Consider the following 22,749-nt stretch of genomic DNA (forward strand, 5'->3'; position numbering starts at 1 on the left):
GTCACACTTGGGTTTTCGCATCGGTGCGGTATCGATGACGCACAGCGGCGGTTCTCCACCCGAAACCCGTGCAGTGGCCATTGGTCCGCGGTTCTGTTAAAGGGCGCACCCATGCCAACGGGAACATATATTTCACTCGCCTTATATTTTATTCTCATGATCGCGATCGGTCTGTGGGCTTGGAAACGCTCCACCGATACCAGCGAAGGGTATCTCCTCGCCGGTCGCAATCTGCACCCTGCGGTGGCCGCGCTTTCGGCTGGCGCTTCGGACATGAGCGGCTGGCTGCTGCTCGGTCTGCCCGGCGCGCTCTATGCCAGCGGCCTGGTCGAAGCATGGATCGGCATCGGTCTTTTCATCGGCGCGCTAGCCAACTGGTTTATCGTGGCACCGCGTCTGCGTGAACAGACCGAGAGCTACGGCAATGCGCTGACCATTCCGGAATTCCTCGCCAATCGCTTCCCGGACAGGGCCGTGGCGCTGCGGGTTGTGTCGGCTTTGATCGTGGTGGTCTTCTTCGCGGTCTATACCGCCGCGGGACTTGTCGGTGGCGGCAAGCTGTTCGAAACGAGCTTTGCGGGCTTGTTCGGCGATGTTGGCATGTCTGATTACATGCTGGGCATCTGGATCACGGCGCTTGTGGTGCTTGCCTATACCATGGTTGGCGGTTTTCTGGCGGTGAGCCTGACGGACTTCGTCCAGGGCCTCATCATGGTCGTCGCGCTGGTCGTAATGCCCTTGGTCGTGATGTTCGGCGAAGGTGGCAGTGCGGGCGGTTCGCTCACGCAGGTTCCCGTCGAAGGCTTTCTCAGTCTTACCAACGGCCTGACCGTGCTTGGCTTCATCAGCGCTGTAACCTGGGGTCTTGGCTACTTCGGTCAGCCGCATATTATCGTGCGCTTCATGGCAATCGATACGGTGGCGAAGGTTCGGCCCGCTCGTAACATCGGCATGACGTGGATGGGCGTAGCCCTGCTCGGCTCCATCGGCATCGGGATCGCGGGCCGCGCCTTTACGCAGCGCAATGGCATCGTCGTCGAAGATCCCGAAACGATCTTCATCGTCCTGGCGAACCTATTGTTCCATCCACTGGTGACCGGCTTCCTTCTGGCCGCGCTGCTAGCGGCCATCATGTCGACAATTTCCTCCCAGCTCCTGGTCGCATCCAGTTCGCTGACCGAGGATTTCTACAAGCTTTTCTTCCGCAAGAATGCCTCCGAACGTGAGAGCGTGAATGTGGGGCGCATCTGCGTCGCTCTCGTGGCGATCGCGGCCATCATCATAGCCAGCGACCCCGAGAGCGAGGTGCTCGGCCTCGTTTCCAACGCATGGGCCGGCTTCGGCGCGGCGTTCGGGCCGCTTATCATCCTGTCGCTGACGTGGGATCGCATGACGGGCACCGGTGCAGTTGCCGGTCTCGTTACTGGTGCTGCCGTTGTGATGGCCTGGATCGCGCTCGGCTGGAATTCGGCCCTGCCGGGAATGAATCAGGGCCTGTACGAGATCGTACCCGGCTTCATTGCCGCCTGGATTGCAATCGTCATGGTGAGCAAGGCAACATCGGGAACGACCGAGCGCCCCTTGCCAGCCTGACACGCTTTCTTCACACGTCTCCCAAACGGAGGAGACGAATATGAAAGCGTTACTGACCGGCGCTGCCGCCCTTGCCCTGACCGTGAGCCCTGCCACCGCGCAGGTCTCCGCGGATAAGCCCTCTGTCGAGCAGCAGATTGGCGCCGGCGGCCGTCCGGTCGGCGCGAACTGGTCGCGCAGTCCGGTAATCGCACAGCATGGCATGGCGGCCACCGCGCATCCCCTTGCCACGCAAGTCGCGCTCGACGTTCTCAAGGACGGCGGCAACGCGGTCGATGCGGCGATTGCCGCCAATGCCGCGCTCGGCCTGATGGAACCCACTGGCAATGGCATAGGCGGCGATCTGTTCGCGATCATCTATGATCCCAAGAGCGGAAAGCTTTACGGCATCAACGGTTCGGGCCGCAGCCCCAAGGGCCAGACGCTCGACCAGCTCAAGCAGAAACTGAACGGCGCCGATGCCCTGCCTCCCTATGGCGCCTTGCCCATTACCATTCCGGGCACGGTCGATGCGTGGTTTGCCATGCACGAGCGGTTCGGCAAGCGTCCGATGGCCGATAACCTCGCGCCTGCCATACGGTATGCCCGCGAAGGCCACCCCATCGCCCCGGTCATCGGAATGTATCTCGACCGGGCGTTCAAGGCCTATTCCGCTCGCGAGGATGAATTCGATTTTTCCAATGCGCGCAAGGTCTGGTTCGCCGACGGCGCCGCCCCCGAGGCTGGTGAGATTTTCCGCAACCCCGACCTTGCCAATACGCTCGAGACTATCGCCCGCGAGGGGCGTGACGCCTATTACGATGGTGCGCTCACCGATGTCATGGTGGACTATCTCCAGGCTCAGGGCAGCGCCTTCACCCGCGAAGATTTCGCCTCCCATCACAGCGAGTGGGTCGATCCTGCCTGTGCGGACTACAAGGATGGCTACGAACTGTGCGAATTGCCACCGAACAGCCAGGGCTTTGCTGCTTTGCAGATGGTCAACATTCTCAAGAATATCGACCTGTCGCAGTGGGAGCGTGGCAGTCCCGAAGCGATGCACTATCTCGTGGAAGCGAAGCGCCTCGCTTACGCTGACGTTGCACGTTTCTACGCCGATCCGGATTTCAGCCCGTTCCCGCAGGCCTTGCTGTCGGACGAATACGGTGCGGAGCGGTTCGGACTCATCGATCCGGCTCGTGCCACCCCGGAATTCGGACCGGGCGAGCCGAAGCTGGAGGGCGAAGGCGATACCACCTACATGACAGTGGTGGACGGCGACGGCATGATGGTCAGCCTTATCCAATCGAACTATCGCGGCATGGGCGGCGGGCTGGTTGCGCCCGGGACCGGCTTCATGTTCCAGGATCGCGGCGAGCTATTCAGCCTCGATCCGGCGCATCCCAATGCCTACGAGCCCGGGAAGCGCCCCTTCCAGACGATCATCCCGGCGTTCGTGAAAAAGGATGGCCATCCCTACATGACCCTTGGCCTGATGGGCGGCGGCATGCAGCCGCAGGGCCATGTGCAGGTACTCGTCAACATAGTCGATTACGGCATGAACCTGCAGGAAGCAGGCGATGCCGCACGCTTCAACCACGATGGTGGCCCACAGCCGACAGAGGCGTTGAACGGTCCCTTTGCCGACCCGCTCGGCACCCTCTTCGTCGAACCCGGCATTCCTGCCGAAACGGTGGAGCGGTTGCAGGCCATGGGCCACAAGGTCGAGGTGATCGACAACGGCATCATGTTCGGTGGATATCAGGCAATCGCCCGCGATCCCGAAACCGGCGTGCTGACCGGCGCAACCGAAATGCGCAAGGATGGGCAGGCCAGCGGGTACTGATCCCGCCCCGGCCTGCCCTTTCCGGCAACCTTAGAAGTCGACCGAGACCGATCCGCGGAAGGTACGCGGGCGCCCCTGCAGCAGCCGCGCCGTGTCTCCCGATGCGAACGCGCTGTATGAGGAGCTCCAGAACCGTTCGTCGGTCACATTGTCGACGCCAAAGCGCAGGGTGATCGGCGCGCCGCCCGCTGCAAGCACATAGCGGGCTCCGAGGTCGAGCGTGGTCCAGTCGTCCAGATAGCTGGTATTGGTCACGTTTGCAGCCTGCTCGCCCGTATGGATGGCGCGTCCGGTCAAGGTGAAACCGGGCACGAAGGGCACGTCCCATTCGACATTGGCGTTAAGGGTATAGTCGGGCACACCCAGCGCATCGTTGCCTTCGTTCACGCCTCCAGGGGTACGCTTGAGCTTCGCATCGACCACCGACCCGCCGGCTATCAGGCGCAGTCCATCTGTCGGCTGGACCGTAAAGAACAGCTCGATCCCACGGTTGCGCTGCTCCCCATATCGGCCGAACCGCAGCTGCCCCGGCACGTCGGGATCAACCGCCAGATAGCTGCTGGGCTGTTCGATCGTGAATAGCGCAAGGCTTGCCTGTACACGATCCAGCCCAACCTTGCCGCCGACTTCATATTGCACGGACCGCGCCGGTGCGAGCGCCTGTCCACCATTGGTAACCGGCAATTCTCCCGACCCGGGATTGTCCGGATCGATACCGCTGACAGGCGCGCGGGCGCCGGGTTGCAGCCCTTCGATGCGGTTGGCGAACAGCGAAATTCGCTCGGTCGGCTTGACCACCAGGCCGACAACCGGGGTAATCGCAGAGGTGCTGAGCCGGCCCGTGAAGTCGCCGGTGGCAACGTCGTAGTTCTTCTGCGTGATTTCCTGAAGCCGCAACCCGCCCGTCAACAGGATGCGATCGTTCCAGAAACCGATGGTGTCGGAAGCAAATGCGCTAAGCTGGACCGATCGCGAATTTAGCTTTGGATCGTCCAGATCCCCGCTGGCAAAAGTGCTGACAGGGGAAATGGGCGCGTCCACAGGGTCGTAAAGATTGGTGTCGTACCCCGCGCGGAAATCGAAGGCGGTACGGAATTGCTGCCAGTTGATATTGCCGCCGAAGTTGATTTCGTGCGTCACGGCCTCACCCAGTTTGACGCGCAGCCCCGCTTCCACTGCCTCATTGTTGATACGCGCGGGAATGATGGACGGGCCGATCGTGCCAGCACCGGTGTCGGCATCGGTTATGGTGATCCCGCCGTAAGTGCCCTCTTCATTGCCATCCAGCGCGCCGCCACTGACATAAAGCATGGCATTGTCGGCTACATCGTATTCGATGCGGGCAAGGCCGAAAATGTCCTGCAGCTCGGTACGGGCGAAAGACGGACCATAATTGAGATCCGCCTCGGGCACTTCGGGAATTGCGCCGTTGCCGATCACTACCTGCGGGCGAAGATGGTTCACCTCATAACGCTGATAGGCGCCATCCAGCGTGACCCGCAGATTATCGGTAGTCCAGTCGAACGATGCGCCGCCAACGATGGTGCGGCGAAACTCGTCGTTCACTGCGACATCGCCGCTGCGGTAGGCACCGTTGACCCGCACACCGAACTGGTCATTTTCGCCAAACCGGCGCGCAATGTCTGCGCTGCCGCCGAAGTGGCTGTCGGACAGATAGCTTGCCGTGACTCGCGTCAGCGGGCTGTCACCTGCACGCTTCAGCTGCAGGCTCACATTGCCGCCGATCCCGGTTCCGCCCGGCGCCGCGCCATTCAGAAATGCGTTCGCCCCGTTCAGCACCTGAACACCCGAATACAGCTCGGGCGCGATCAGCTGGCGTGGGCTGATGCCGTAAAGACCGTTCATCCCGATATCGTCGCCGTAAAGCGGGAAACCGCGGATCACGAACTGTTCCGCTGCATTTCCGAACGCGTAGGTAGTCCGGATCGAAGGGTCGTTTTCCAGAACCTCTCCCAATGTCAGCGGTTGCTGGTTCAGGATCAGGCTTTCATCGAATGTGCGCACCACGAACGGTACGTCCAGAGCATCCTTGGCGCCCAGAACTCCCAGCGTTCCGCCCGCGATGACTTCCGTCTGATTGGCCCGCTGGGCGGAAACGACGATCACTTCCTGTGACGTCCCCTCCTGCGCCTGCGCAGGGGCAGCAATGACCGAGGCAATGGCAAGTGCCGGAAGCGGGAGGAGGTGCAGTTTCATCATTGGTTCTTTCATCGGTTCTAGCGGGAAGTACGGCGCGCTAGCGCCGCGAAAATGACGGTCGGGGCAATGCCGACCAGGATCCAGGCTAAAAGGTCACGCGCGCCATCGCCGGTCAGTCCGAGTACGAGTCCGGCGAAGGAAGCCACGCCGATCGCAATCGGCCAGCGAAACACCGCGGCAGTGCTCTGACGATGCCGCGTCCTGTGGCTCATGCGCGCATCTCCTTGCGTGCACCAAGGGCGATCTCATCGACGCGGCGGTCGATCTCCCCGCCACGGCGGCGTAGCCACAGAAAGATGCCGGTCCACAGCACCGAGATCGTTGCCAGCGTCAGCAGCGCCCACAGGATTTTGAGCGGCAAGCCACCATAATCACCGAAGTGCAGCGGCTTGGACATCATCAGTGCCTGATTGATTGCAGGCATGGTCCGCGCATCCGTGAGTTCGCCCGTCGCAGCATCGACTAGCGCCGGGGTCAGCAGGTGTTCCGTGACAGGGCGGTCGCCCTGAAAGAAAATCGCATAGTGATGACCGGAACTCCACGATCCGCCGGGAAATCCGATAAACTGCGGGTTACGGCCGGGTAGTGCGTCCTGCGCCGCAGCCATGGCCTTGTCGATCGAACCGTAATCTGCGGGCGCCAAGGGCTGCGAACTGGCATAGGCGGCCGTCATTTCCGCAATTTCGCCATTGCGCCACGCGTCCGTCAGCGGATCGGCAAAGGCATTGATCGCACCCGTCGCGCCTACGACGAGCGCCCAGACCAGTGTGACGATACCAAGGAAATTATGCCGATCGAGCCGTTTGACGCGCAGGCTGCGTCGCGTGCGCAGCGTGCCGAACCGCAGTCGGCGCATGAATGGTGCATACAGTACCGTGCCGGATATCAGGGCGACGATGAAGCTGATGCCCATTACGCCGAGAAAAAGCATCCCGGGCAGGCCGAGAAACATGTCCGTATGCAGTTGCAGCAGAAAGTCGAGCAGCGGATTGACCGGCGCAGGCCCCAGCGCTTCGCCTGTAACGCGATCGAGAAATTGGAGATGCATGTCACCGCTTGCCGCATCCGGCGCCGGGCCGGTCGTAACGGTCAGCAGCGGGCTGTCCTGACTGAACGCCATGAACAGAGGGACTTCACCGGGCCGTTCCGCCAGTGCGCGGTCCAGCATCGTATCCAGCGGTAGTCCGCCTTCCGACGAAGCGACGCCCGACAGCGATTTCTCCGTGTCGAAGCCCATGGCGGCATCGATCTCGTCGTGAAAGATCAGCGGCAGTCCGCTCACGCACAACATGAGCAGGAACGCCGTCGGGATGAGGCTGCTCCATTTATGGATCAGATACCAGATTCGGATAGTCGTGCGGCTCACGCCCCGCCCGTTACGAACTCATGGACGGATTGGCAATGATAATCATTCGCAATAGCATGGCTCCGTGTTTGCGTTGCCGAATTTCTACACTTGCGGCGCTCGGGTGCATCTCTTTTTAAAGTCCGTTAGGACGAAATTAACCATGTCTGGTAAATACATCGCTCGATGCGATTGCAGCCTGCCTTCTTAGCCTTTCTCCTTCTGGCCCTGGCGGGTTGCGGCGCAGTACCTGGTTCCAAGCCGACTGAACGGGTCGCGCGGCAGGCAGGGTCCGTCCCTGTGGCTGTTGCGCGACCCGAAGTTCGCCAATGCCAGGCCGAATTGGGACAGACGGGCTCGCGCTTCTCTCCTTTGACGGACAGGTTTTACGGAGCTGGCTGCTCGACCACGAACAGCGTGAGCCTGCAGGGCGTCGGCGGCGACCGGGGCGAATTTACTGTTACCAATCTGGGCGCTGTGGCCTGTCCGCTCGCCAATACCTTTGCCGCTTGGGCGCGGTACGGGGTTGATCGTGCAGCACGCCAGATCCTTGGCAGCCCGCTGGTTCGCATCGAAACCATGGGCAGCTACTCCTGCCGCAATGTCGCCGGAACCGGCCGTTTGAGCGCCCATTCGCGCGCTGAAGCGATCGATGTCTCCGCTTTCGTTCTGGCCGATGGACGGCGTATTTCGGTGTTATCGGGCTGGAACGCCTCTCGCCAGGAACGCGAATTCCTGCAGGTCATCCATAAAAGCGCGTGCAAGCGCTTCGGCACCGTACTGGGTCCCGATTACAATCGGGCGCATCACGACCACTTCCATCTGGAGCACGGAACAGGAAATTTCTGCCGCTAGGCCGCGTTGGCCCCGATATCGGGTGTTGGGTCGTCGCCCAGCCGCGCTTCGAAAAACAGCTTCACTGCCTTGGCCAGATGATCGGCATCCAGCTTCGTCATCATGTTTGCCCGGTGGATTTCCACGGTGCGCGGACTGATATGGAGCTCGCGCGCGATGACCTTGTTGCTGCACCCTTCGGTCAACCAGTCGAGCACCTGCCGCTCGCGCGGAGACAGATTGGCAATCCTGTCGCGCGCTTCCGCAATTCTGCGCCGCGCCATCACGTGATTGTCGGCATCGGTCAAAGTTCGCGAAATCGCTCGGGTGACGCGCTCGCCGCGCAGTGGCAGCTTCATATAGTCCAAAACGCCCGCCTTGATCGCTTCCACCACATGGGTCGGTCGCGGTTCCTGGGACGTTGCTATGACCGGGATCCAATGCCCTCTGTCTGACAACGCCTTGAGGACGTACGCAGCGTTCTCGCCCTCCGGATCGTCATAGGCCATTACTATGCCCGAGTGAGGGGGGCGCTCCATGAGCTCGGCGACATTACCATAAATTTCAGAGTGAAGCCCGAGACTGTAAATCAGATGAGCCTGCTCCGCCCTGCATCTGCTATTACCACCTACGATATGTACCGTATGTCGTTCGTTCATGATTGACGAGGTGAGGGAATCCGGCACCGACCGTATATCCGTAATATTACGGGTGCGGATTATTACCGAGGCCACAGACCCCTGATCGGGTAATTTTACCTAGTCGATACGCTATAGTAAAACCCTGTTTTCGTTAATCTTCTCGGTAAAAGCTGTAATCCGGCAGGGAATGAAAAGCGCTTTTGAGCGCGTCGCCCCAGCTCGAAGAGATCGCCTGGAAGTACGGATCGTCATGCGTGATGCGATGTTCGTGCTTCGGTTTGAACCCGTTGCGTTCGATCACCTGCAGATCCAGCGGCAAACCGACCGAAAGGTTCGCCTTCAGCGTGGAATCGAAACTGACCATCAGCAGTTTCACCGCATCTTCCATGCTCATCTCCGGATCATAGCCGCGGATGATGATCGGTCGTCCGTATTTGGTCTCGCCGATCTGGAAGAACGGGGTGTCCCGGCTCGCCTCGATGAAGTTGCCTTCGGGGTAGACCATGAACAGCCGCGGCTCCATGCCGGCAATCTGCCCTGCGACGATGATCGACGCCGTGAAGCGCCCCCTGCCCTTTACCCCGTTTGAATCCTGGCGTTCCGCGATGATCGTTCGCAGCAGCTTGCCGATTTCGGTCGCGACCTGGAACATGGTCGGCGATTTGAGGATGATGTTGTCCCGCTCGTCGGGTTCCTTCATCCGTTCCTCGAGCTGGCTGATGACCGCCTGCGTGCTGGCGAGATTGCCGGCCGTCAGCAGGGTGATGATCCGCTCGCCCGGGACGTTCCAGGTGAACATCTTGCGAAAGACCGAGATATTGTCGACGCCGGAATTGGTGCGCGTATCGCTCATCAGGACGAGTCCCTTGTCGAGCATCATGCCCACGCAATACGTCATCTGGATTTTCCTCTCGGCAGAATTACTGCTGCACTTGCTGCTGCTCTACCGCCACATCGACTTCGAGCACGGTTGACGTCGTGCCGAAACTGATTCCGGTCACAGGCGCGGCATCGCGATAATCGCGACCGGTTGCAACCCGTACATATCGTTCGTCCGGGCTGATCCCGTTGGAAATATCGAATCCGACCCAGCCGAGTTCGTCGACATAGGCTTCCGCCCAGGCATGGCCCGCCTCCTGCTCGACCCGGTCGTTCATCATCAGATAGCCGCTGACATATCGCGCCGGAATGCCCAGCGATCGGGCGATACCGATGAAGATATGCGCGTGGTCCTGGCACACGCCGTTTGCCGCCGCATAGGCCTCTTCGGCGATGGTGCGCGAATGGGTCGTCCCGGTCTTGTATTCGACCCGGTCGAGGATCGCGCCGGACAGGTGATGCAACGTATCGAGGCGACTTTCGCTGCGCTTGCCCACTTCGCCGGCCAGCTTGCGCATACCGGGGCCCGGCGTCGTCTGCGGCGTCTGCGCAAGAAAGCTCCACAGCGGAAGATGTCCTGCATGGCGCCCGATCACGCCGGCATGATCGTGGGTATCCACCCGCCCGTGGCAGGTGACGGTCACCTCCTGCGCCCCGGTTTCGACCGAGACCAGGTTTACCGTGTTGTGATGCTGGTCCTCGTAAACGAACTCGGGATGGGCATTGTGATATTCCATCTCCCATTCGAGGATTTCCTGCCCCTGCGTCTGCTTCGGGGTCAGCCGCAGGCGCTGCAGCGCATGAACGACGGGCGTGTCGAAAAGATAGCGAGTCGTATGACGGATAGAGAGGCGCATCAGGCAAGGAACCTGTAATCTGTGGCGATCGCTTGTCCGATCGCGACGTTCGACGCCATGAAGTCGACAAGGAACTCGTGCAGCCCCTGATCGAAGACGTCCTCGATGGTAAGGTCGGCTATTCGCGTATCCGCCTCGCGCATCAGGCTGTTGCTTACGCCTTCCTGGCCGTGCAGCCGGGCCAGCGCTGCAAGGTTGGCGCGCAGTTCGGAATGGCAGAACGCCAGGCTGCGCGGGAATCCGTCGTCCAGTATCAGGAATTCGCAGATCCCGCGGGCATCGATCTGTCCGGCGTTGAGCCAGCGATAGGCGCGGTCCCCGGAGACGGAGCGCAGGACCTGATCCCACTGCCCTGTATCCAGGCTCGATCCGACGTAGGAAAGCGACGGCAGCAACAGGTAGTATTTGATGTCGAGGATGCGGGCGATGCTGTCGCCGCGCTCGATAAAGGTGCCGGCCTGTGCGAAATGGTACCCTTCGTCGCGCAGCATGGAACCTTCCATCGCCCCGTGTGCCAGCGTGCCGGCGCGCCGGATGGTGGCGACCGTATCCATGACGCGGTTCTCCCCCACTGGCTTTGCCAGCTGGTCCTTGATCTCCAGCCAGGGTTCGTTGATCGCTTCCCACAACTCGCTGCTGATCGCATTGCGCGCCTGCCGCGCGTTCTGGCGAACCTGCCCGAACATGGCGAGGATCGAGGACGGATTGTCCTTGTCGCGAAGAATGTGGTTCCAGGTCTGCATGCCCGTATATGTCGCATGCTTCGCCTCGTACCCGACCCGCTGGCCGGCCGTGGCGATGACCGATCGCCATTCTTCCTCCGCCGTCACCAGATCGCGGGTCAGCGCCATGCGCAGACCGGCATCGAGAAGACGCGCCGTGTTTTCCGCCCGCTCGAGATAGCGGAACATCCAGAACAGGCCGTTGGCTGTCCGCCCTAACATGATGAATTCCCGCGCATCAGTCTTTCAGCACCCAAGTATCCTTGGTGCCCCCGCCCTGGCTTGAATTCACGACGAGCGAGCCTTCCTTAAGCGCGACACGCGTGAGCCCACCGGGCGTAATGTCGATCTTGTCCGGTGAAACCAGCACGAACGGCCGCAGATCGACGTGGCGCGGCACCAGCCCCTTCTTCGTAAAGATCGGGCAGGTCGAAAGCGCCAGCGTCGGCTGGGCAATGTAATTCCACGGCTTGTCGACGATCTTGCGCCGGAATTCCTCGATTTCCTTCTTGGTCGCGGTCGGACCGATCAGCATTCCGTACCCGCCGGAACCGTGCACTTCCTTCACCACCAGCTCGGCCAGATTGTCGAGCACGTATTTGCAGGATTCCTCATCTGCGCAGCGATGGGTTTCGACATTGGGCAGCAACGGCTTTTCGCCGGTATAGAACTCGACGATCTCGGGCATGAAGGAATAGATCGCCTTGTCGTCGGCAACGCCCGTCCCCGGCGCATTGGCGATGGTCACGCCGCCGCTCCGATAGACATCCATGATGCCCGGCACGCCCAGCACGCTGTCCTCGTTGAAGCTCAGCGGATCGAGGAATTCGTCGTCTACCCGCCGGTAAATCACATCGACGGGCTGGTAACCGTGGGTGGTACGCATCGCCACTCGACCATCGACTACCCGCAGGTCGCTACCTTCGACCAGTTCGGCACCCATCTGGTCGGCCAGAAACGCGTGCTCGAAATAGGCGGAATTGTAGATGCCCGGCGTCAGCACCGCGACAACCGGTTTGCCGCGCGTGCAATCGGGGGCACAGGCCGCAAGGCTCTTGGCCAGGCGGCGTGGATAGTCCGATACCTGCTCCACCGGGACGCGCATGAACAGCTCGGGGAACATGGCCATCATCGTCTCGCGGTTTTCCAGCATGTAGCTGACACCGGACGGCGTGCGGGCGTTGTCCTCCAGCACATAGAATTCATCGGGCCCGGTGCGCACCAGATCGATACCGACGATATGGGTGTAAATCCCGCCGGGGGGCGTGAAGCCGACCATGTGCGGCAGCCATGCGGCATTATTGCTGAACAGTCGTTCGGGTATGCGGCCCGCCCGGATGATCTCCTGCCGATGATAGAGATCGTGCATGAATGCGTTGAGCGCCGATACGCGCTGTTCGATCCCGCGGGTGAGCTTGCGCCACTCGGCCGCGCTGATGACGCGCGGCACCATGTCGAACGGGATCAGCCGCTCTTCGGCTTCATTCTCGCCGTACACATTGAACGTGATGCCAGTCTTGCGGAAATTGGTCTCGGCTTCGGCATGTTTGCGCCGAAGCAAGGCATTGTCCTGTCCGTCAAACCATTGGCAATAGCCTGCGTAGGCATCTCTCACGCCGCCATCCGGCTTGCGCATTTCGTCGAAATAATCGGCGCTGCCGGTCATGGGTCCCCGAACTGGATGTGATGTCGTCCTTGGACAAGACGACGCGAGGGCAGGAAGCCCCCCTTCAAGGGAACAAGTATCTAATCCCTATCCAGTTCCCCCAGCACCGCTTCGACCGCTTCATTTGTCAGCACGAAGCCCATGTGCGAACAACGCAACGCGCGTGCACGGTCACGCTCTCCCGGCTTGCCGCAGGCAGCGCGCGGATCGACGATACCATCGCACGGGCTCCAGAAAGCAACCGTTTCGACGGGGGGTTTCTCATGTACGACGGTATCGATCTCGGGTTCATCGACCCGGTGGCCGGCAATTGCCTGATAGGCACGCCAGCCATTGTTCGCTCGCGGGCTGCCTGAAAACGGCGATCCCATCGTGACGACCTTGGCGACCTTGTCAGGATGGGCCTTTGCCAGTTCGCGCGCCATGACGCCGCCCAGGCTCCATCCGACCAGATAGATGGGCGTGCCGGTCCGGCGATAGATATCGACCAGGCGGCGTTCGACCATCTGGAACCGCGCCTGGGTGGCGCCGAAATTATAGCCCAACCCCCATTTCTTGGTAATGTGCCCGGCCTTTTCCAGCTTGCGCGCCATCCACCGCATACGGATGGGATGGGCGCCAAACCCGGGCAGCAACATCACGGTCTTCGGAGTTTGGGCCGCGGGAATCTCCAGCGGCGGACCTACCAGACGGCGCAACGGTTCGATCGGCCACAGGAATTCCCGCAGCATCAGCTGCCAGCGCGGTCCGCACGCGTCGTCGGGGCATGGCTCGGCGGCCAGCGCCCAACGTCGCGCGATTTCCTCGCGGTGCGTGATCACGGTGTCTTTGAACGGTAACGTTGCCATCACCGCGTAATAATGCGCGAAGCCGATTAATGGCTCCCGAATTTCAATTCGTCATTCAAGCGTCGCAATCACCTAGGCGCTGCTGCGAACTTTTCATCGTCATGGTCATGGTCTGACCGTCCGGCCCTTCGCCGTTCATGGTCATGTTCATTTCCGACGATGTTTCGGTGCCGGTTCCCGTCATGACCATGCGGGCCGTGCCCTGCCCTTCCGCCTTGCAGTTCATGACCGCATCGATGCTGCCGCCATCGACATCGAATTTCTCGAATGTGCAATCCGAATTGCTGTCCTGCGCCTGCCGGGCCATTTCCTCGAAGCCCTTGTCCGCTTCTTCCTTGGTCAGGCAGTATTCGTGCGATTGCGCTTCCTTGTCGAACATGCTGCGCATCATGTCCTGTACCTGCTGGGGCGCTCCTGGCATGGATACGTCGACGAATTCTACCGTGGCGCGATACTTGCCCGGCTGCGGTCGGACCATGTCGGCCGACCTTGCGGCTGCCTCTTCCATACTGATCTCGCCATCGCCATCGGCGTCCGCATTGCTGCCTCCACAGGCGGCGAGAGTCAGGCAGGCGGCAGCGGCAATCACGAAACGGCGCATCGAATATTCTCCCGAATTGGTGCCCGAAAGCTAGCAGTCGGATCGCCCTTGGCAAGCACCGTTGCGCCTTGCCCCCATGTTCCCCATATGTGCGCATATGAGTGAACTCGTCATCCGCCGCGGCCTCGAAGAACCCGACACAACCGGCGAATTCGTCCCTCACAAACCTGCCCGCCCGGAAAAGTCGATGGGCGGCAAGAAGTTCAAGCTTGTCAGCGAATATACGCCCGCCGGCGATCAGCCCACTGCGATTGCCGAACTGACGGGCGCCGCCAAGGATGGCGAACAGACGCAGGTGCTCCTCGGCGTTACCGGATCGGGCAAGACATTCACCATGGCCAAGGTGATCGAGGAATTGCAGCGCCCCGCGCTGATCCTTGCGCCGAACAAGATTCTGGCTGCGCAGCTCTACGGCGAATTCAAGAGCTTCTTCCCCGAAAACGCGGTCGAATATTTCGTATCCTATTACGACTATTACCAGCCCGAAGCCTATGTCCCGCGGTCCGACACCTACATCGAGAAGGAAAGCTCGGTAAACGAGGCGATCGATCGGATGCGCCACTCGGCCACGCGCGCCCTGCTTGAACGAGACGACGTGATCATCGTCGCCTCCGTATCCTGCCTCTATGGTATCGGTTCGGTCGAAACCTATTCCGCGATGATCTTCGACATCAAGAAGGATACACAGGTCGACCAGCGCGAGCTCATCCGCAAGCTCGTGGCTTTGCAGTACAAGCGCAACGATGCGGCTTTCGCACGCGGCAATTTCCGCGTCCGCGGCGACAATCTCGAAATCTTCCCGTCCCACTATGAAGACATGGCCTGGCGCGTCAGCTTCTTTGGCGACGAGATCGAGGAGATCAGCGAATTCGACCCGCTGACCGGCAAGAAGGGCGCCAGCCTCGACAAGGTGCGGGTCTATGCGAACTCGCACTACGTCACGCCGGGGCCGACGATGAAACAGGCCGCCGAAGCCATCAAGTTCGAATTGCAGGAACGGCTGAAGGAACTGCACGAAGAAGGCCGGCTGCTCGAAGCTCAACGTCTGGAACAGCGGACCAATTTCGATCTCGAAATGATCGCGGCAACGGGCAGTTGCGCCGGGATCGAGAATTACAGCCGCTTCCTCACCGGCCGCCTGCCCGGCGAACCGCCGCCGACCCTGTTCGAATATCTGCCTGAAAATGCGCTGCTGTTCGTCGACGAAAGTCACCAGACCGTGCCGCAGATCGGCGCGATGGCGCGCGGGGACCATCGCCGGAAGATCACCTTGGCCGAATACGGTTTCCGGCTGCCGTCGTGCATCGACAACCGCCCGCTGAGGTTCAACGAATGGGACGCCATGCGCCCGCAGACCTTCGCGGTCAGCGCCACGCCGGGCACGTGGGAAATGGAACAGACCGGCGGCGTTTTTGCCGAACAGGTCATCCGCCCCACCGGCCTGATCGACCCTCCGGTCGAAATCAAGCCGGTCGAAGATCAGGTTCAGGACTGCATCGAAGAATGCAAGGCGACGGCCGCCAAGGGCTATCGCACGCTTGTCACCACGCTGACCAAGCGCATGGCGGAAGATCTGACCGAATTCATGCACGAAGCGGGCGTTCGCGTGCGCTACATGCACTCCGATGTCGAAACGCTGGAGCGTATCGAACTGATCCGCGACCTGCGTCTCGGCGTCTACGATGTGCTCGTTGGCATCAACCTTTTGCGCGAAGGTCTCGACATTCCCGAATGCGGCCTCGTCTGTATTCTCGATGCCGATAAGGAAGGCTTCCTGCGCAGCGAAACCAGCCTCATCCAGACCATCGGCCGTGCCGCGCGAAACGTGGAAGGCCGCGTCATCCTTTACGCCGATCGCATCACCGGCAGCATGGAACGGGCGATGGCCGAAACCGACCGGCGCCGGGAAAAGCAGCGCGAATACAACGAAGAACACGGCATCACGCCGCAGACGATCAAGCGCCAGATCGCCGATATCGTCGCCCATACCGCCGCACAGGACGGCGTCACCGTCGATACGGGCGATGACGAGCGCAACAATCTCGTCGGCCACAATCTGCGGGCCTATATCGAAGATCTCGAAAAGCGCATGCGTACGGCTGCTGCCGATCTCGAATTCGAAGAAGCCGGGCGCCTGCGCGACGAAATCCGCCGCCTCGAGAATGACGAGCTCGGCCTCGGAGACGAGGAAAAGAAAGCTCCGCGCGTCGGTCGCAGCGATGCCGGGCGTCCGGGAACCCGCAAGACGCGCTACGGAAAGACCCGCTATAAACGGATGGGCGGCAAACCCTGATCGACGGACGTATTTGACGCGGCTTCGCCTCCCCCCTCATAGACTGTCCGACAAGGGGGACCGAACACCGTGACAAAGAACCGTATTCTCGCCGGCCTGTGCGCCGCCACCGCCCTGACGCTGGCGCCGCAGGCCGTCGCTGCACAGGACAGCACCGACGCCGCGGCGGCTGCCGAACAGCCCCTCACAATCGAACCGCAGGTCCGCACCCGCGACATGACGGGCACGTTCGGCGGGCAGCGCGTTTCCTACACGGCCACCATCGCCGAGACCGTGCTCAAGGCCGACGACGGCAAGCCGGAAGCGGTCATCGTCACCACCAGCTACGTGAAGCAGCCCCGCGACACCGCGCGCCCCGTCTTCTTCCTCTTCAACGGCGGCCCAGGCTCGGGCTCGGTATGGCTGCAAATGGGTGCCTTTGGCCCCAAACGCGTCGCGATCCCCTCCGACGCGCGCGACGATGGCGCGCCGCCCTACCCGCTGCTCGACAACCCCGACAGTCTGCTCGACGTCGCCGATCTCGTCTTCATCGATCCCCCCGGGACCGGCTTCAGCTATCTGACCGACGGCACCGATCCGAAGAAGTATTACGGGCTGGAACCCGACGCAGAGGCGGTCGCCAAGGTCATACGCCTGTGGCTCAACAACAACGGCCGCTGGAACAGCCCGAAGTATCTCGGCGGCGAAAGCTACGGCACCACACGCACCGCGATGGTAGCCCGCGAACTGGAAGGCGCGACGTACAACGATGTCGGGCTCAACGGGCTGATCCTGATCTCGACGATCCTCGATTTCGCCGGACGCGAGCCCACACCGGGCAATGAGATGGCCTATGTGGTCACCCTGCCCAACATGGCAGCGGCGGCCTATTATCATGGCAAGGTCCAGGCCCCCTCGGTCGAAGCGATCGTGGAGGAAGCGCGCCAGTTCGCGATCGGGCCGTTCGCGACCGCGCTCCTCAAGGGACAGGATCTTCCCGATGCGGAACGGGCTTCCGTCCGGGCCGAACTGTCGCGCCTGACCGGCCTGTCCGAGCAATATCTGGACAATGCCGACCTGCGCGTGACGGACCAGCGTTTCTACAAGGAACTGCTGCGCGACCGGGGCCTCACAATCGGGCGGCTCGATTCTCGCTATACCGGCCAGGATTATGACAATGCGGGCGAGTACCCGGACGACGATCCCAGCTTCTACGGCATCGATGCAGGCTATACCGCGGCAATCAACAGCTGGGCACGCGACACATTGGGTTTCGAAACCGATCGCGAATACCAGTCCATCGGTCGAGAACCGGGCCGCAACTGGCAGTGGACGCTCAATCAGGGACGCGGCGCCTATCTCAACGTCGCCCCCTTCATCGGGCAGGCCATGCGACAGAACTCCGGCCTCAGGACATTCGTCGCGCAAGGATACTACGATTTCGCCACGCCCTTTTTCGGTGCGGAATACTCTTTGAACCGGACCGGCATTCCGCAGGACCGGGTGGAGTTCCATTATTACGATGCCGGCCACATGATGTATGTGCGCGACGAGGATCGGGCCAAGCTGTCGAGCGATATTCGCGCCTTCATCCGCAGCGGACGCTGAGGATAGCTTCGGCTGGCAGCTTGAACGCCGTCACGCCTGTGTCATAGGCCGAAAATGCGTCGCACACTCGCCCTCCTTCCGCTCGCGCTTCTGGCCGCTTGCAAACCGCCGGCTTCGGACGACTATATCGAGCGTGCGAGGATCGACGAACCCGCCGAGGGCCCGTCGGAACCGATCGATTCCCCCGACACGGACGACGCGATCTGGGCACCGGCCGAAGAAGGCGCGCGTCTGCTCTACGGCAATCCCGGCGAACATCCCCTGTTCGCGATCGAGTGCCTCAGCGACGGCAGCGAGCCCATGCTCGGCTATACGCGCTTCGCCCGCGCGGATGCCCATGCCAAGGCGATCCTTGCCCTGATCGGCAATGGCCACGTTTCACGGCTCAATATCGATGCTGTGCAGATCGGCGATATATGGCGCTGGGAAGGCGCCATAGAAGCGGACGACCGGCGGCTCGACGCGTTGACCGGACGGCGCGAGGTAGAAGCGACGGTGCCCGGCGCGGGAAGCGTCATTCTCAATGCGAGTGCGTTGCCCGGCGAATTGGTCGAACGCTGTCGCAATCTTGCCGAACCGCTTACTGCGGAGCAGCCGATGCCTGCGCCTTCTTCACCAGAAGATCCGGCGTAAGCACCTGCGGCAACTGCTCGGCATCGCCGCCGGGTTCGTACCAAAGATAAAGCGGCACGCCGGCGGCTCCCTGCTCGTTCAGCATCCGGCTGATTTCCTCATCGGGCTGAGTCCAATCTCCGCGCATGGCAACGACCCCGGCCTGCTCGAAAGCAGCTCGAGTAGCCTCGCGTTCGATTGCTACACCCTCATTGACTTTGCAGGTGACGCACCAGTCGGCGGTAAACCATACGAACACGGGCTTGCCCGCCGTTCGCGCCTCGGTCAGCGCCGCTTCGCTATACTCGACCGGATCAAGCAAGCTTGCCTCAGACGCCGCCTGCGCTTCGGGCTTCGGCAATACCACTATGCCCAAAGCCATTACGGAAAGCAGGGCCACCATCGCTATTCGTACGCTGCCGCGACCGCTTCGTTGAAAACGGCCGATCACCGCCAGACCGACAAGCGCAAGCACGGCCAGAAGCGCCACGAGCGCCAGATAGCCCGCCCCTCCGATCCGCCACACCAGCCATGCCAAGGCGATTGCCGTGAGGCCCATGGGCAAGGCCATCCAGCGACGGAAGGTTTCCATCCAGCTTCCCGGTTTCGGCAAACGACGACGGATAGCGGGAACGAAGCCGATCAGCAGAAACGGTAGCGCCAAACCGACGCCAAGTGCGACAAAGACCAGCAAACCATAGATCGGTTGAATAACGAGCGCAGTACCAAGCGCCACGGCCATGAATGGTCCCGTACAGGGTGTCGCGACGAAAGCGGCCAGCAGGCCGGTCGAGAACGAGCCGCCGCGGGACGGCGCTCCGCCCGAAATCGCTACTCCCGGCACTTCGAACAATCCGGCGAAATTGGCGGTGATCGCCAGCGACAGCAAGAACAGGCCGACCACGACGACTGGCTGCTGCAACTGGAATGCCCAGCCCACCTGTTCACCCGCCGAACGCAGTAACAGGATTGCAGCCCCCAACCCAGCACAGGCGATCACTACGCCGGCTGTATACGCAAGAGCATCGCGCCGCGCCCCGCGTTCTTCGCCACCGGCCTTGGCCAGTGCCAGCGCCTTGAGGCTGAGAATTGGAAAGACGCAGGGCATGACGTTCAGCAACAGACCGCCTGCCAATGCAGCGAGAAGCAATTGCCAAAGCACCGGTTCCGCATCACCGCCACGGATCGGCTTTGCCCCTTCGAGCGGCACGTCCCCCGGCTGCGCAGTGAAGCGCACTCCGCGCCCCTCGCCCAGATCGAGTATGCCGCCGATCGTTGCGGGTCTTGGATCGGCACCCGGGTTGGCACTGCTTGTCGGCGCCAGGCGCTCGATCGGAATTTCTGCAACCAGTAGATTGCCTTCGCTGATGAAAGTTTGCGTCGCGGTGTAAATGGGCCTGTCGCCCTCGCCCAGTTCGCCCGTGCCGAGAAAAACATGCAGATCGCCGAGCGCCGTTTCGGACGGAATGGGAATTCCAACACGCAGATGCGTCGCCGTGAATTCGAAATGCGCAGGGCTATCGAGTTGCGGCACGATGGCGGATTGCCAACCGGCAAAGCGCGGATCAGCCGAAATGCTCGAGGGATCCAGTGAGAGCCTCGCCTGCTGGGGGACGCAAATAGTATCCGTGCAGGCGAGATAGCTCGCCGTAACTTCGATCGGACCGGACTTGCCCACGTCAGCGCCCAACGGCACCGAAACCGGTACCAGCACGGCGTATTCGCCCTCGTACACGTGGTTCATAAGGCCGCCGATTACCAACCGATGCGGTAAAGGATACAGCGCATCACCCGCCTCCCATCCGTCCGGCAGCTGCCAGTCGAGCTGCATACCGAGGCCGGCATCGCCGGGGTTTGACCAGTAGCCGTGCCATTCAGGCGTCGATGGGAAAAAATGTAGCGCGACCATCCACGTATCGCCGGGCACCGGCGCACCGTCCGCCGCGATTTCCACCGGCATCCGGTCGCTGCCGGGCCCGCGAATTTCCTGTTGCGCACTGGCCGGCAGCGCGAGCGCCAGCAAAACGAGCATCGCCAGTGCGGCAAGCCGCTCCATAATCCTTGCGTGGGTCACGTCCGCCGCTCTAGGGACACACCCTATGACAGACAAGCGAGACCTGCTGATCCTGGGCGGCGGCCTGGTGGGCATGACACTGGCGATGGCCGCTGCGAAAAAAGGGCTGTCCAGCCATCTTGTCGATCGGGCCGATCCGGCGAGCCTGACCGCAGAAGGTTTCGACGGTCGCGCATCCGCGATTTCCACCGCCAGCTGGCGTCTTTTTCGTCATCTCGGGCTTCACGAAGTCCTTGAGCCGCATGGGTGCGACATCGCAGCCATCGCCGTCCTGGACCAGATGAAATCCGGTCGGCTGGACTTCAGGCCTGAACCGCACGAGGGCACGCTGGGCCGGATGTTCGCCAACCGCCAGCTGCGCCTTGCCCTGCACGAAGCGGCAGCGAAAGAACCATTGATCGAATGGCATGCTCCGGTTGAAATCGTCTCACGCGAGCGGGGCAAGTTCGGCGTATCGACCACCCTTGGTAATGGCCGCGTACTCGAAGCAGCCTTGATGGTTGGTGCCGAAGGCCGGGGATCGCCCAGCCGTGATGAGGCAGGGTTCAAGATGGCGAGCTGGGACTACAGCCACCGCGCCATGATTGCCGGCCTGGACCACAGCAAGCCTCATGAAAACGTGGCATGGGAGATATTCTACCCTGATGGTCCGTTCGCTCTGCTGCCTATGCTCGATGGACCGGACGGCCAGCATCGCAGTGCACTGGTGTGGACGGTCGACGAGAAGGATGCGGCGGGTGTATTGAAACTGTCCGATCGCGCCTTCCTGGCCGAAGTCCACAAACGCATGGGCGACCTGCTCGGCGAACTGACGCTTAACAGCGGACGGTCGTCCTATCCACTCAGCTTCCAGCATACAGCGAAGATCGTAGAGCATCGCCTTGCGCTGATTGGCGACAGCGCGCATGGTATGCACCCGATTGCGGGTCAGGGCCTCAATCTGGGCCTCCGGGACGTCGGAGCGCTGGTGGAAGTGCTCGACGAGGCGATCCGGCTCGGTCTCGATCTTGGGGATGCACAGGTGCTCAAGAAATATGAAGAATGGCGGGCGCTGGATGCCTTGATGGTCATGGGCGCGACCGACAGCCTGACACGGATTTTCGGTGTACCCGGCAAATCGGCAAGCGCCATACGCCGTCTGGGCATGGCAGGAATTCAGCGTTCGGGCTGGCTCAAGCGCTTCTTCATGGACGAAGCCCGCGGTATTTCGGGAAAGCTTCCCGAACTGCTCAAAGCCTAGCTTTCGTCAGCGGGGCTCGGCTGTTCGATCCTGTTCCCCGCCCCGTCGCGTAGCCGGCGAGGTTCTAGCACCGCAGCGGTTTCGATAAGATCGAGCGCACGCTGCACAGCGGCATAGCGCTCCGCATCGCGGATCCAACCTTCCGCGCTGCTGGCGCCGGGCAGATTGCGAACCTCGGCAATAGCGGAATCCGTCCGCCCGCTTTCGAGAAACAAACGCGCCCGATCAAGCCGACGTTGCGGTTGCGGAGACGGCGCGCTTTCCCGGCGCACAACGAATAGCTGCGAGAGTTCCTCGCTCAGACGCGCAAAGCCGAACTGACCGTTGGTTTCGGAAAGCCGCGGCGAAAGTCCTTCAAGCCGCGCGATCAGCTGGTCCAGCGTGATCGGATTGCGGCTGGTGCGGATGATCGTGTCTACCGCATTGGGCATCGCATCGCCAAAGCGCAATCTCAACTGGTCGGAGAGGTAACCGAGCTCCGCCCCTTTTTCGAGAGCGCGGCGCGTGGCGAAGGCGATCAGCAATCCTTCAGCGCGGGCCGTGTTGCCGGCCGCGGCCTGAGCCTGCAGGTCCAGCCGCGCGAGCCGCTGCTCCGCTGCAGCCAGCCGGCTGTCGATACCGCCCTGCTGTTCGGCAACACGCTGTACCGCCTCCCGCGCCGCCTGGCTTGCCGTCGCCTTGGGGGTCGGTACGGGAGACGAAGCCGGACTGGACAGCGTTTGCGGCTTGGATGGCGCGTTACCGGTTGCGGCGGGTGTGCGGTCCGTCATGGAGTAGACGGCATAACCTGCCACGGCCCCGCCAAGCAGGAAACTTGCAAGCACGGCCACAAGCACGGGCTTCGCCGAAGGCCCCTTGCGCCGGGTACTGGTGTAATCGTTCATGTGCTTCCGTTCTGCGACCCACTCGTCC

General features: G+C 61.7%; 19 protein-coding genes. 7 read left to right on the forward strand and 12 right to left on the reverse strand.

The window, feature by feature from the left end:
* Nucleotides 1-111 precede the first annotated feature (111 nt).
* Nucleotides 112-1,593, forward strand: coding sequence for a sodium/proline symporter PutP (gene putP / locus KYK83_RS07630; RefSeq protein ID WP_221598606.1), 1,482 nt, complete (start codon nt 112-114; stop codon nt 1,591-1,593).
* Nucleotides 1,594-1,633: 40 nt separating this feature from the next.
* Nucleotides 1,634-3,418 carry a gamma-glutamyltransferase gene (gene ggt, locus KYK83_RS07635; protein ID WP_222827792.1) on the forward strand — a complete coding sequence of 595 codons (1,785 nt, stop codon included), beginning with the start codon at nt 1,634-1,636 and terminating at the stop codon, nt 3,416-3,418.
* 30 nt (nt 3,419-3,448) lie between these two features.
* Here ggt and KYK83_RS07640 read toward each other — a convergent pair whose 3' ends face one another.
* From KYK83_RS07640 to KYK83_RS07650, 3 genes are read right to left on the reverse strand one after another with little or no spacing between them, the layout of a single operon-like run.
* Nucleotides 3,449-5,635, reverse strand: coding sequence for a TonB-dependent receptor (locus KYK83_RS07640; protein ID WP_222827793.1), 2,187 nt, complete (start codon nt 5,633-5,635; stop codon nt 3,449-3,451).
* Between the two features lie 20 nt (nt 5,636-5,655).
* The gene (locus tag KYK83_RS07645; RefSeq protein WP_222827794.1) at nt 5,656-5,850 is read right to left on the reverse strand and encodes a hypothetical protein; all 195 of its coding nucleotides are present in this window, start codon (nt 5,848-5,850) and stop codon (nt 5,656-5,658) included.
* On the reverse strand, nt 5,847-7,004 hold the full coding sequence (locus KYK83_RS07650) for a PepSY-associated TM helix domain-containing protein (protein WP_222827795.1): 1,158 nt from the start codon (nt 7,002-7,004) through the stop codon (nt 5,847-5,849). The genes KYK83_RS07645 and KYK83_RS07650 overlap by 4 nt, the downstream gene beginning before the upstream one ends.
* A gap of 279 nt (nt 7,005-7,283) precedes the next feature.
* On the opposite strand from KYK83_RS07650, the gene KYK83_RS07655 reads away from it, so the two are divergent.
* Nucleotides 7,284-7,838 carry an extensin family protein gene (locus tag KYK83_RS07655; protein WP_346729435.1) on the forward strand — a complete coding sequence of 185 codons (555 nt, stop codon included), beginning with the start codon at nt 7,284-7,286 and terminating at the stop codon, nt 7,836-7,838.
* On the opposite strand, the gene KYK83_RS07660 is transcribed toward KYK83_RS07655, so the two are convergent.
* The 7 genes from KYK83_RS07660 to KYK83_RS07690 all read right to left on the reverse strand — a co-directional run bounded on the left by KYK83_RS07660 (nt 7,835) and on the right by KYK83_RS07690 (nt 14,031).
* The gene (locus tag KYK83_RS07660) at nt 7,835-8,326 is read right to left on the reverse strand and encodes a response regulator transcription factor (protein WP_248284334.1); all 492 of its coding nucleotides are present in this window, start codon (nt 8,324-8,326) and stop codon (nt 7,835-7,837) included. The genes KYK83_RS07655 and KYK83_RS07660 overlap by 4 nt on opposite strands.
* Before the next feature lie 283 nt (nt 8,327-8,609).
* Nucleotides 8,610-9,356, reverse strand: a complete 747-nt coding sequence (locus KYK83_RS07665) for a proteasome-type protease (protein ID WP_222827797.1) — start codon at nt 9,354-9,356, stop codon at nt 8,610-8,612.
* Nucleotides 9,357-9,378: 22 nt separating this feature from the next.
* A complete protein-coding gene (locus KYK83_RS07670; RefSeq protein ID WP_103024293.1) occupies nt 9,379-10,194 on the reverse strand; it encodes a transglutaminase family protein in 816 nt (271 codons plus the stop codon).
* Nucleotides 10,194-11,138, reverse strand: coding sequence for an alpha-E domain-containing protein (locus KYK83_RS07675; RefSeq protein WP_103024292.1), 945 nt, complete (start codon nt 11,136-11,138; stop codon nt 10,194-10,196). The genes KYK83_RS07670 and KYK83_RS07675 overlap by 1 nt, the downstream gene beginning before the upstream one ends.
* A gap of 16 nt (nt 11,139-11,154) precedes the next feature.
* The gene (locus KYK83_RS07680) at nt 11,155-12,582 is read right to left on the reverse strand and encodes a circularly permuted type 2 ATP-grasp protein (RefSeq protein ID WP_196847939.1); all 1,428 of its coding nucleotides are present in this window, start codon (nt 12,580-12,582) and stop codon (nt 11,155-11,157) included.
* Between the two features lie 80 nt (nt 12,583-12,662).
* Complete coding sequence (locus KYK83_RS07685) at nt 12,663-13,430, reverse strand: esterase/lipase family protein (RefSeq protein WP_221598613.1); 768 nt, start codon at nt 13,428-13,430, stop codon at nt 12,663-12,665.
* 55 nt (nt 13,431-13,485) lie between these two features.
* A complete protein-coding gene (locus tag KYK83_RS07690) occupies nt 13,486-14,031 on the reverse strand; it encodes a DUF3617 domain-containing protein (RefSeq protein ID WP_222827798.1) in 546 nt (181 codons plus the stop codon).
* A 97-nt stretch (nt 14,032-14,128) separates the two neighbouring features.
* On the opposite strand from KYK83_RS07690, the gene uvrB reads away from it, so the two are divergent.
* The 3 genes from uvrB (at nt 14,129) to KYK83_RS07705 (ending at nt 18,544) form a co-directional block, all read left to right on the forward strand.
* On the forward strand, nt 14,129-16,324 hold the full coding sequence (gene uvrB, locus KYK83_RS07695) for an excinuclease ABC subunit UvrB (protein WP_222827799.1): 2,196 nt from the start codon (nt 14,129-14,131) through the stop codon (nt 16,322-16,324).
* Between the two features lie 69 nt (nt 16,325-16,393).
* Nucleotides 16,394-17,911: a S10 family peptidase gene (locus KYK83_RS07700; RefSeq protein ID WP_430299084.1), complete on the forward strand. Its 1,518-nt coding sequence runs from the start codon at nt 16,394-16,396 to the stop codon at nt 17,909-17,911.
* 54 nt (nt 17,912-17,965) lie between these two features.
* On the forward strand, nt 17,966-18,544 hold the full coding sequence (locus KYK83_RS07705) for a hypothetical protein (protein ID WP_222827800.1): 579 nt from the start codon (nt 17,966-17,968) through the stop codon (nt 18,542-18,544).
* Here the strand turns inward: KYK83_RS07705 and KYK83_RS07710 are convergent.
* Nucleotides 18,492-20,597: a protein-disulfide reductase DsbD family protein gene (locus KYK83_RS07710; RefSeq protein ID WP_346729436.1), complete on the reverse strand. Its 2,106-nt coding sequence runs from the start codon at nt 20,595-20,597 to the stop codon at nt 18,492-18,494. The two genes, KYK83_RS07705 and KYK83_RS07710, sit on opposite strands and share 53 nt — an antisense overlap.
* 25 nt (nt 20,598-20,622) lie before the next feature.
* Here KYK83_RS07710 and KYK83_RS07715 point away from each other — a divergent pair, with 25 nt between their 5' ends.
* Entirely contained in the window at nt 20,623-21,837 is a 1,215-nt protein-coding gene (locus tag KYK83_RS07715; protein WP_222827802.1) for an FAD-dependent monooxygenase, read from the forward strand.
* Here the strand turns inward: KYK83_RS07715 and KYK83_RS07720 are convergent.
* Nucleotides 21,834-22,721, reverse strand: a complete 888-nt coding sequence (locus KYK83_RS07720) for an MICOS complex subunit MIC60 (protein WP_221598617.1) — start codon at nt 22,719-22,721, stop codon at nt 21,834-21,836. The two genes, KYK83_RS07715 and KYK83_RS07720, sit on opposite strands and share 4 nt — an antisense overlap.
* Nucleotides 22,722-22,749 lie beyond the last annotated feature (28 nt).

The sequence above is a fragment of the Qipengyuania pacifica genome, from assembly GCF_019857205.1.
Lineage (GTDB): Bacteria > Pseudomonadota > Alphaproteobacteria > Sphingomonadales > Sphingomonadaceae > Qipengyuania > Qipengyuania pacifica.

What these genes read in the sequence shown, in the direction of transcription:
- putP (WP_221598606.1), top strand. Translation starts at nt 112, where the DNA reads ATGCCAACGGGAACATATATTTCACTCGCCTTATATTTTATTCTCATG.
- ggt (WP_222827792.1), top strand. Translation starts at nt 1,634, where the DNA reads ATGAAAGCGTTACTGACCGGCGCTGCCGCCCTTGCCCTGACCGTGAGC.
- KYK83_RS07640 (WP_222827793.1), bottom strand. Translation starts at nt 5,635, where the DNA reads ATGAAACTGCACCTCCTCCCGCTTCCGGCACTTGCCATTGCCTCGGTC.
- KYK83_RS07645 (WP_222827794.1), bottom strand. Translation starts at nt 5,850, where the DNA reads ATGAGCCACAGGACGCGGCATCGTCAGAGCACTGCCGCGGTGTTTCGC.
- KYK83_RS07660 (WP_248284334.1), bottom strand. Translation starts at nt 8,326, where the DNA reads ATGGCCTATGACGATCCGGAGGGCGAGAACGCTGCGTACGTCCTCAAG.
- KYK83_RS07665 (WP_222827797.1), bottom strand. Translation starts at nt 9,356, where the DNA reads ATGACGTATTGCGTGGGCATGATGCTCGACAAGGGACTCGTCCTGATG.
- KYK83_RS07670 (WP_103024293.1), bottom strand. Translation starts at nt 10,194, where the DNA reads ATGCGCCTCTCTATCCGTCATACGACTCGCTATCTTTTCGACACGCCC.
- KYK83_RS07675 (WP_103024292.1), bottom strand. Translation starts at nt 11,138, where the DNA reads ATGTTAGGGCGGACAGCCAACGGCCTGTTCTGGATGTTCCGCTATCTC.
- KYK83_RS07680 (WP_196847939.1), bottom strand. Translation starts at nt 12,582, where the DNA reads ATGACCGGCAGCGCCGATTATTTCGACGAAATGCGCAAGCCGGATGGC.
- KYK83_RS07685 (WP_221598613.1), bottom strand. Translation starts at nt 13,430, where the DNA reads ATGGCAACGTTACCGTTCAAAGACACCGTGATCACGCACCGCGAGGAA.
- KYK83_RS07690 (WP_222827798.1), bottom strand. Translation starts at nt 14,031, where the DNA reads ATGCGCCGTTTCGTGATTGCCGCTGCCGCCTGCCTGACTCTCGCCGCC.
- uvrB (WP_222827799.1), top strand. Translation starts at nt 14,129, where the DNA reads ATGAGTGAACTCGTCATCCGCCGCGGCCTCGAAGAACCCGACACAACC.
- KYK83_RS07705 (WP_222827800.1), top strand. Translation starts at nt 17,966, where the DNA reads ATGCGTCGCACACTCGCCCTCCTTCCGCTCGCGCTTCTGGCCGCTTGC.
- KYK83_RS07715 (WP_222827802.1), top strand. Translation starts at nt 20,623, where the DNA reads ATGACAGACAAGCGAGACCTGCTGATCCTGGGCGGCGGCCTGGTGGGC.
- KYK83_RS07720 (WP_221598617.1), bottom strand. Translation starts at nt 22,721, where the DNA reads ATGAACGATTACACCAGTACCCGGCGCAAGGGGCCTTCGGCGAAGCCC.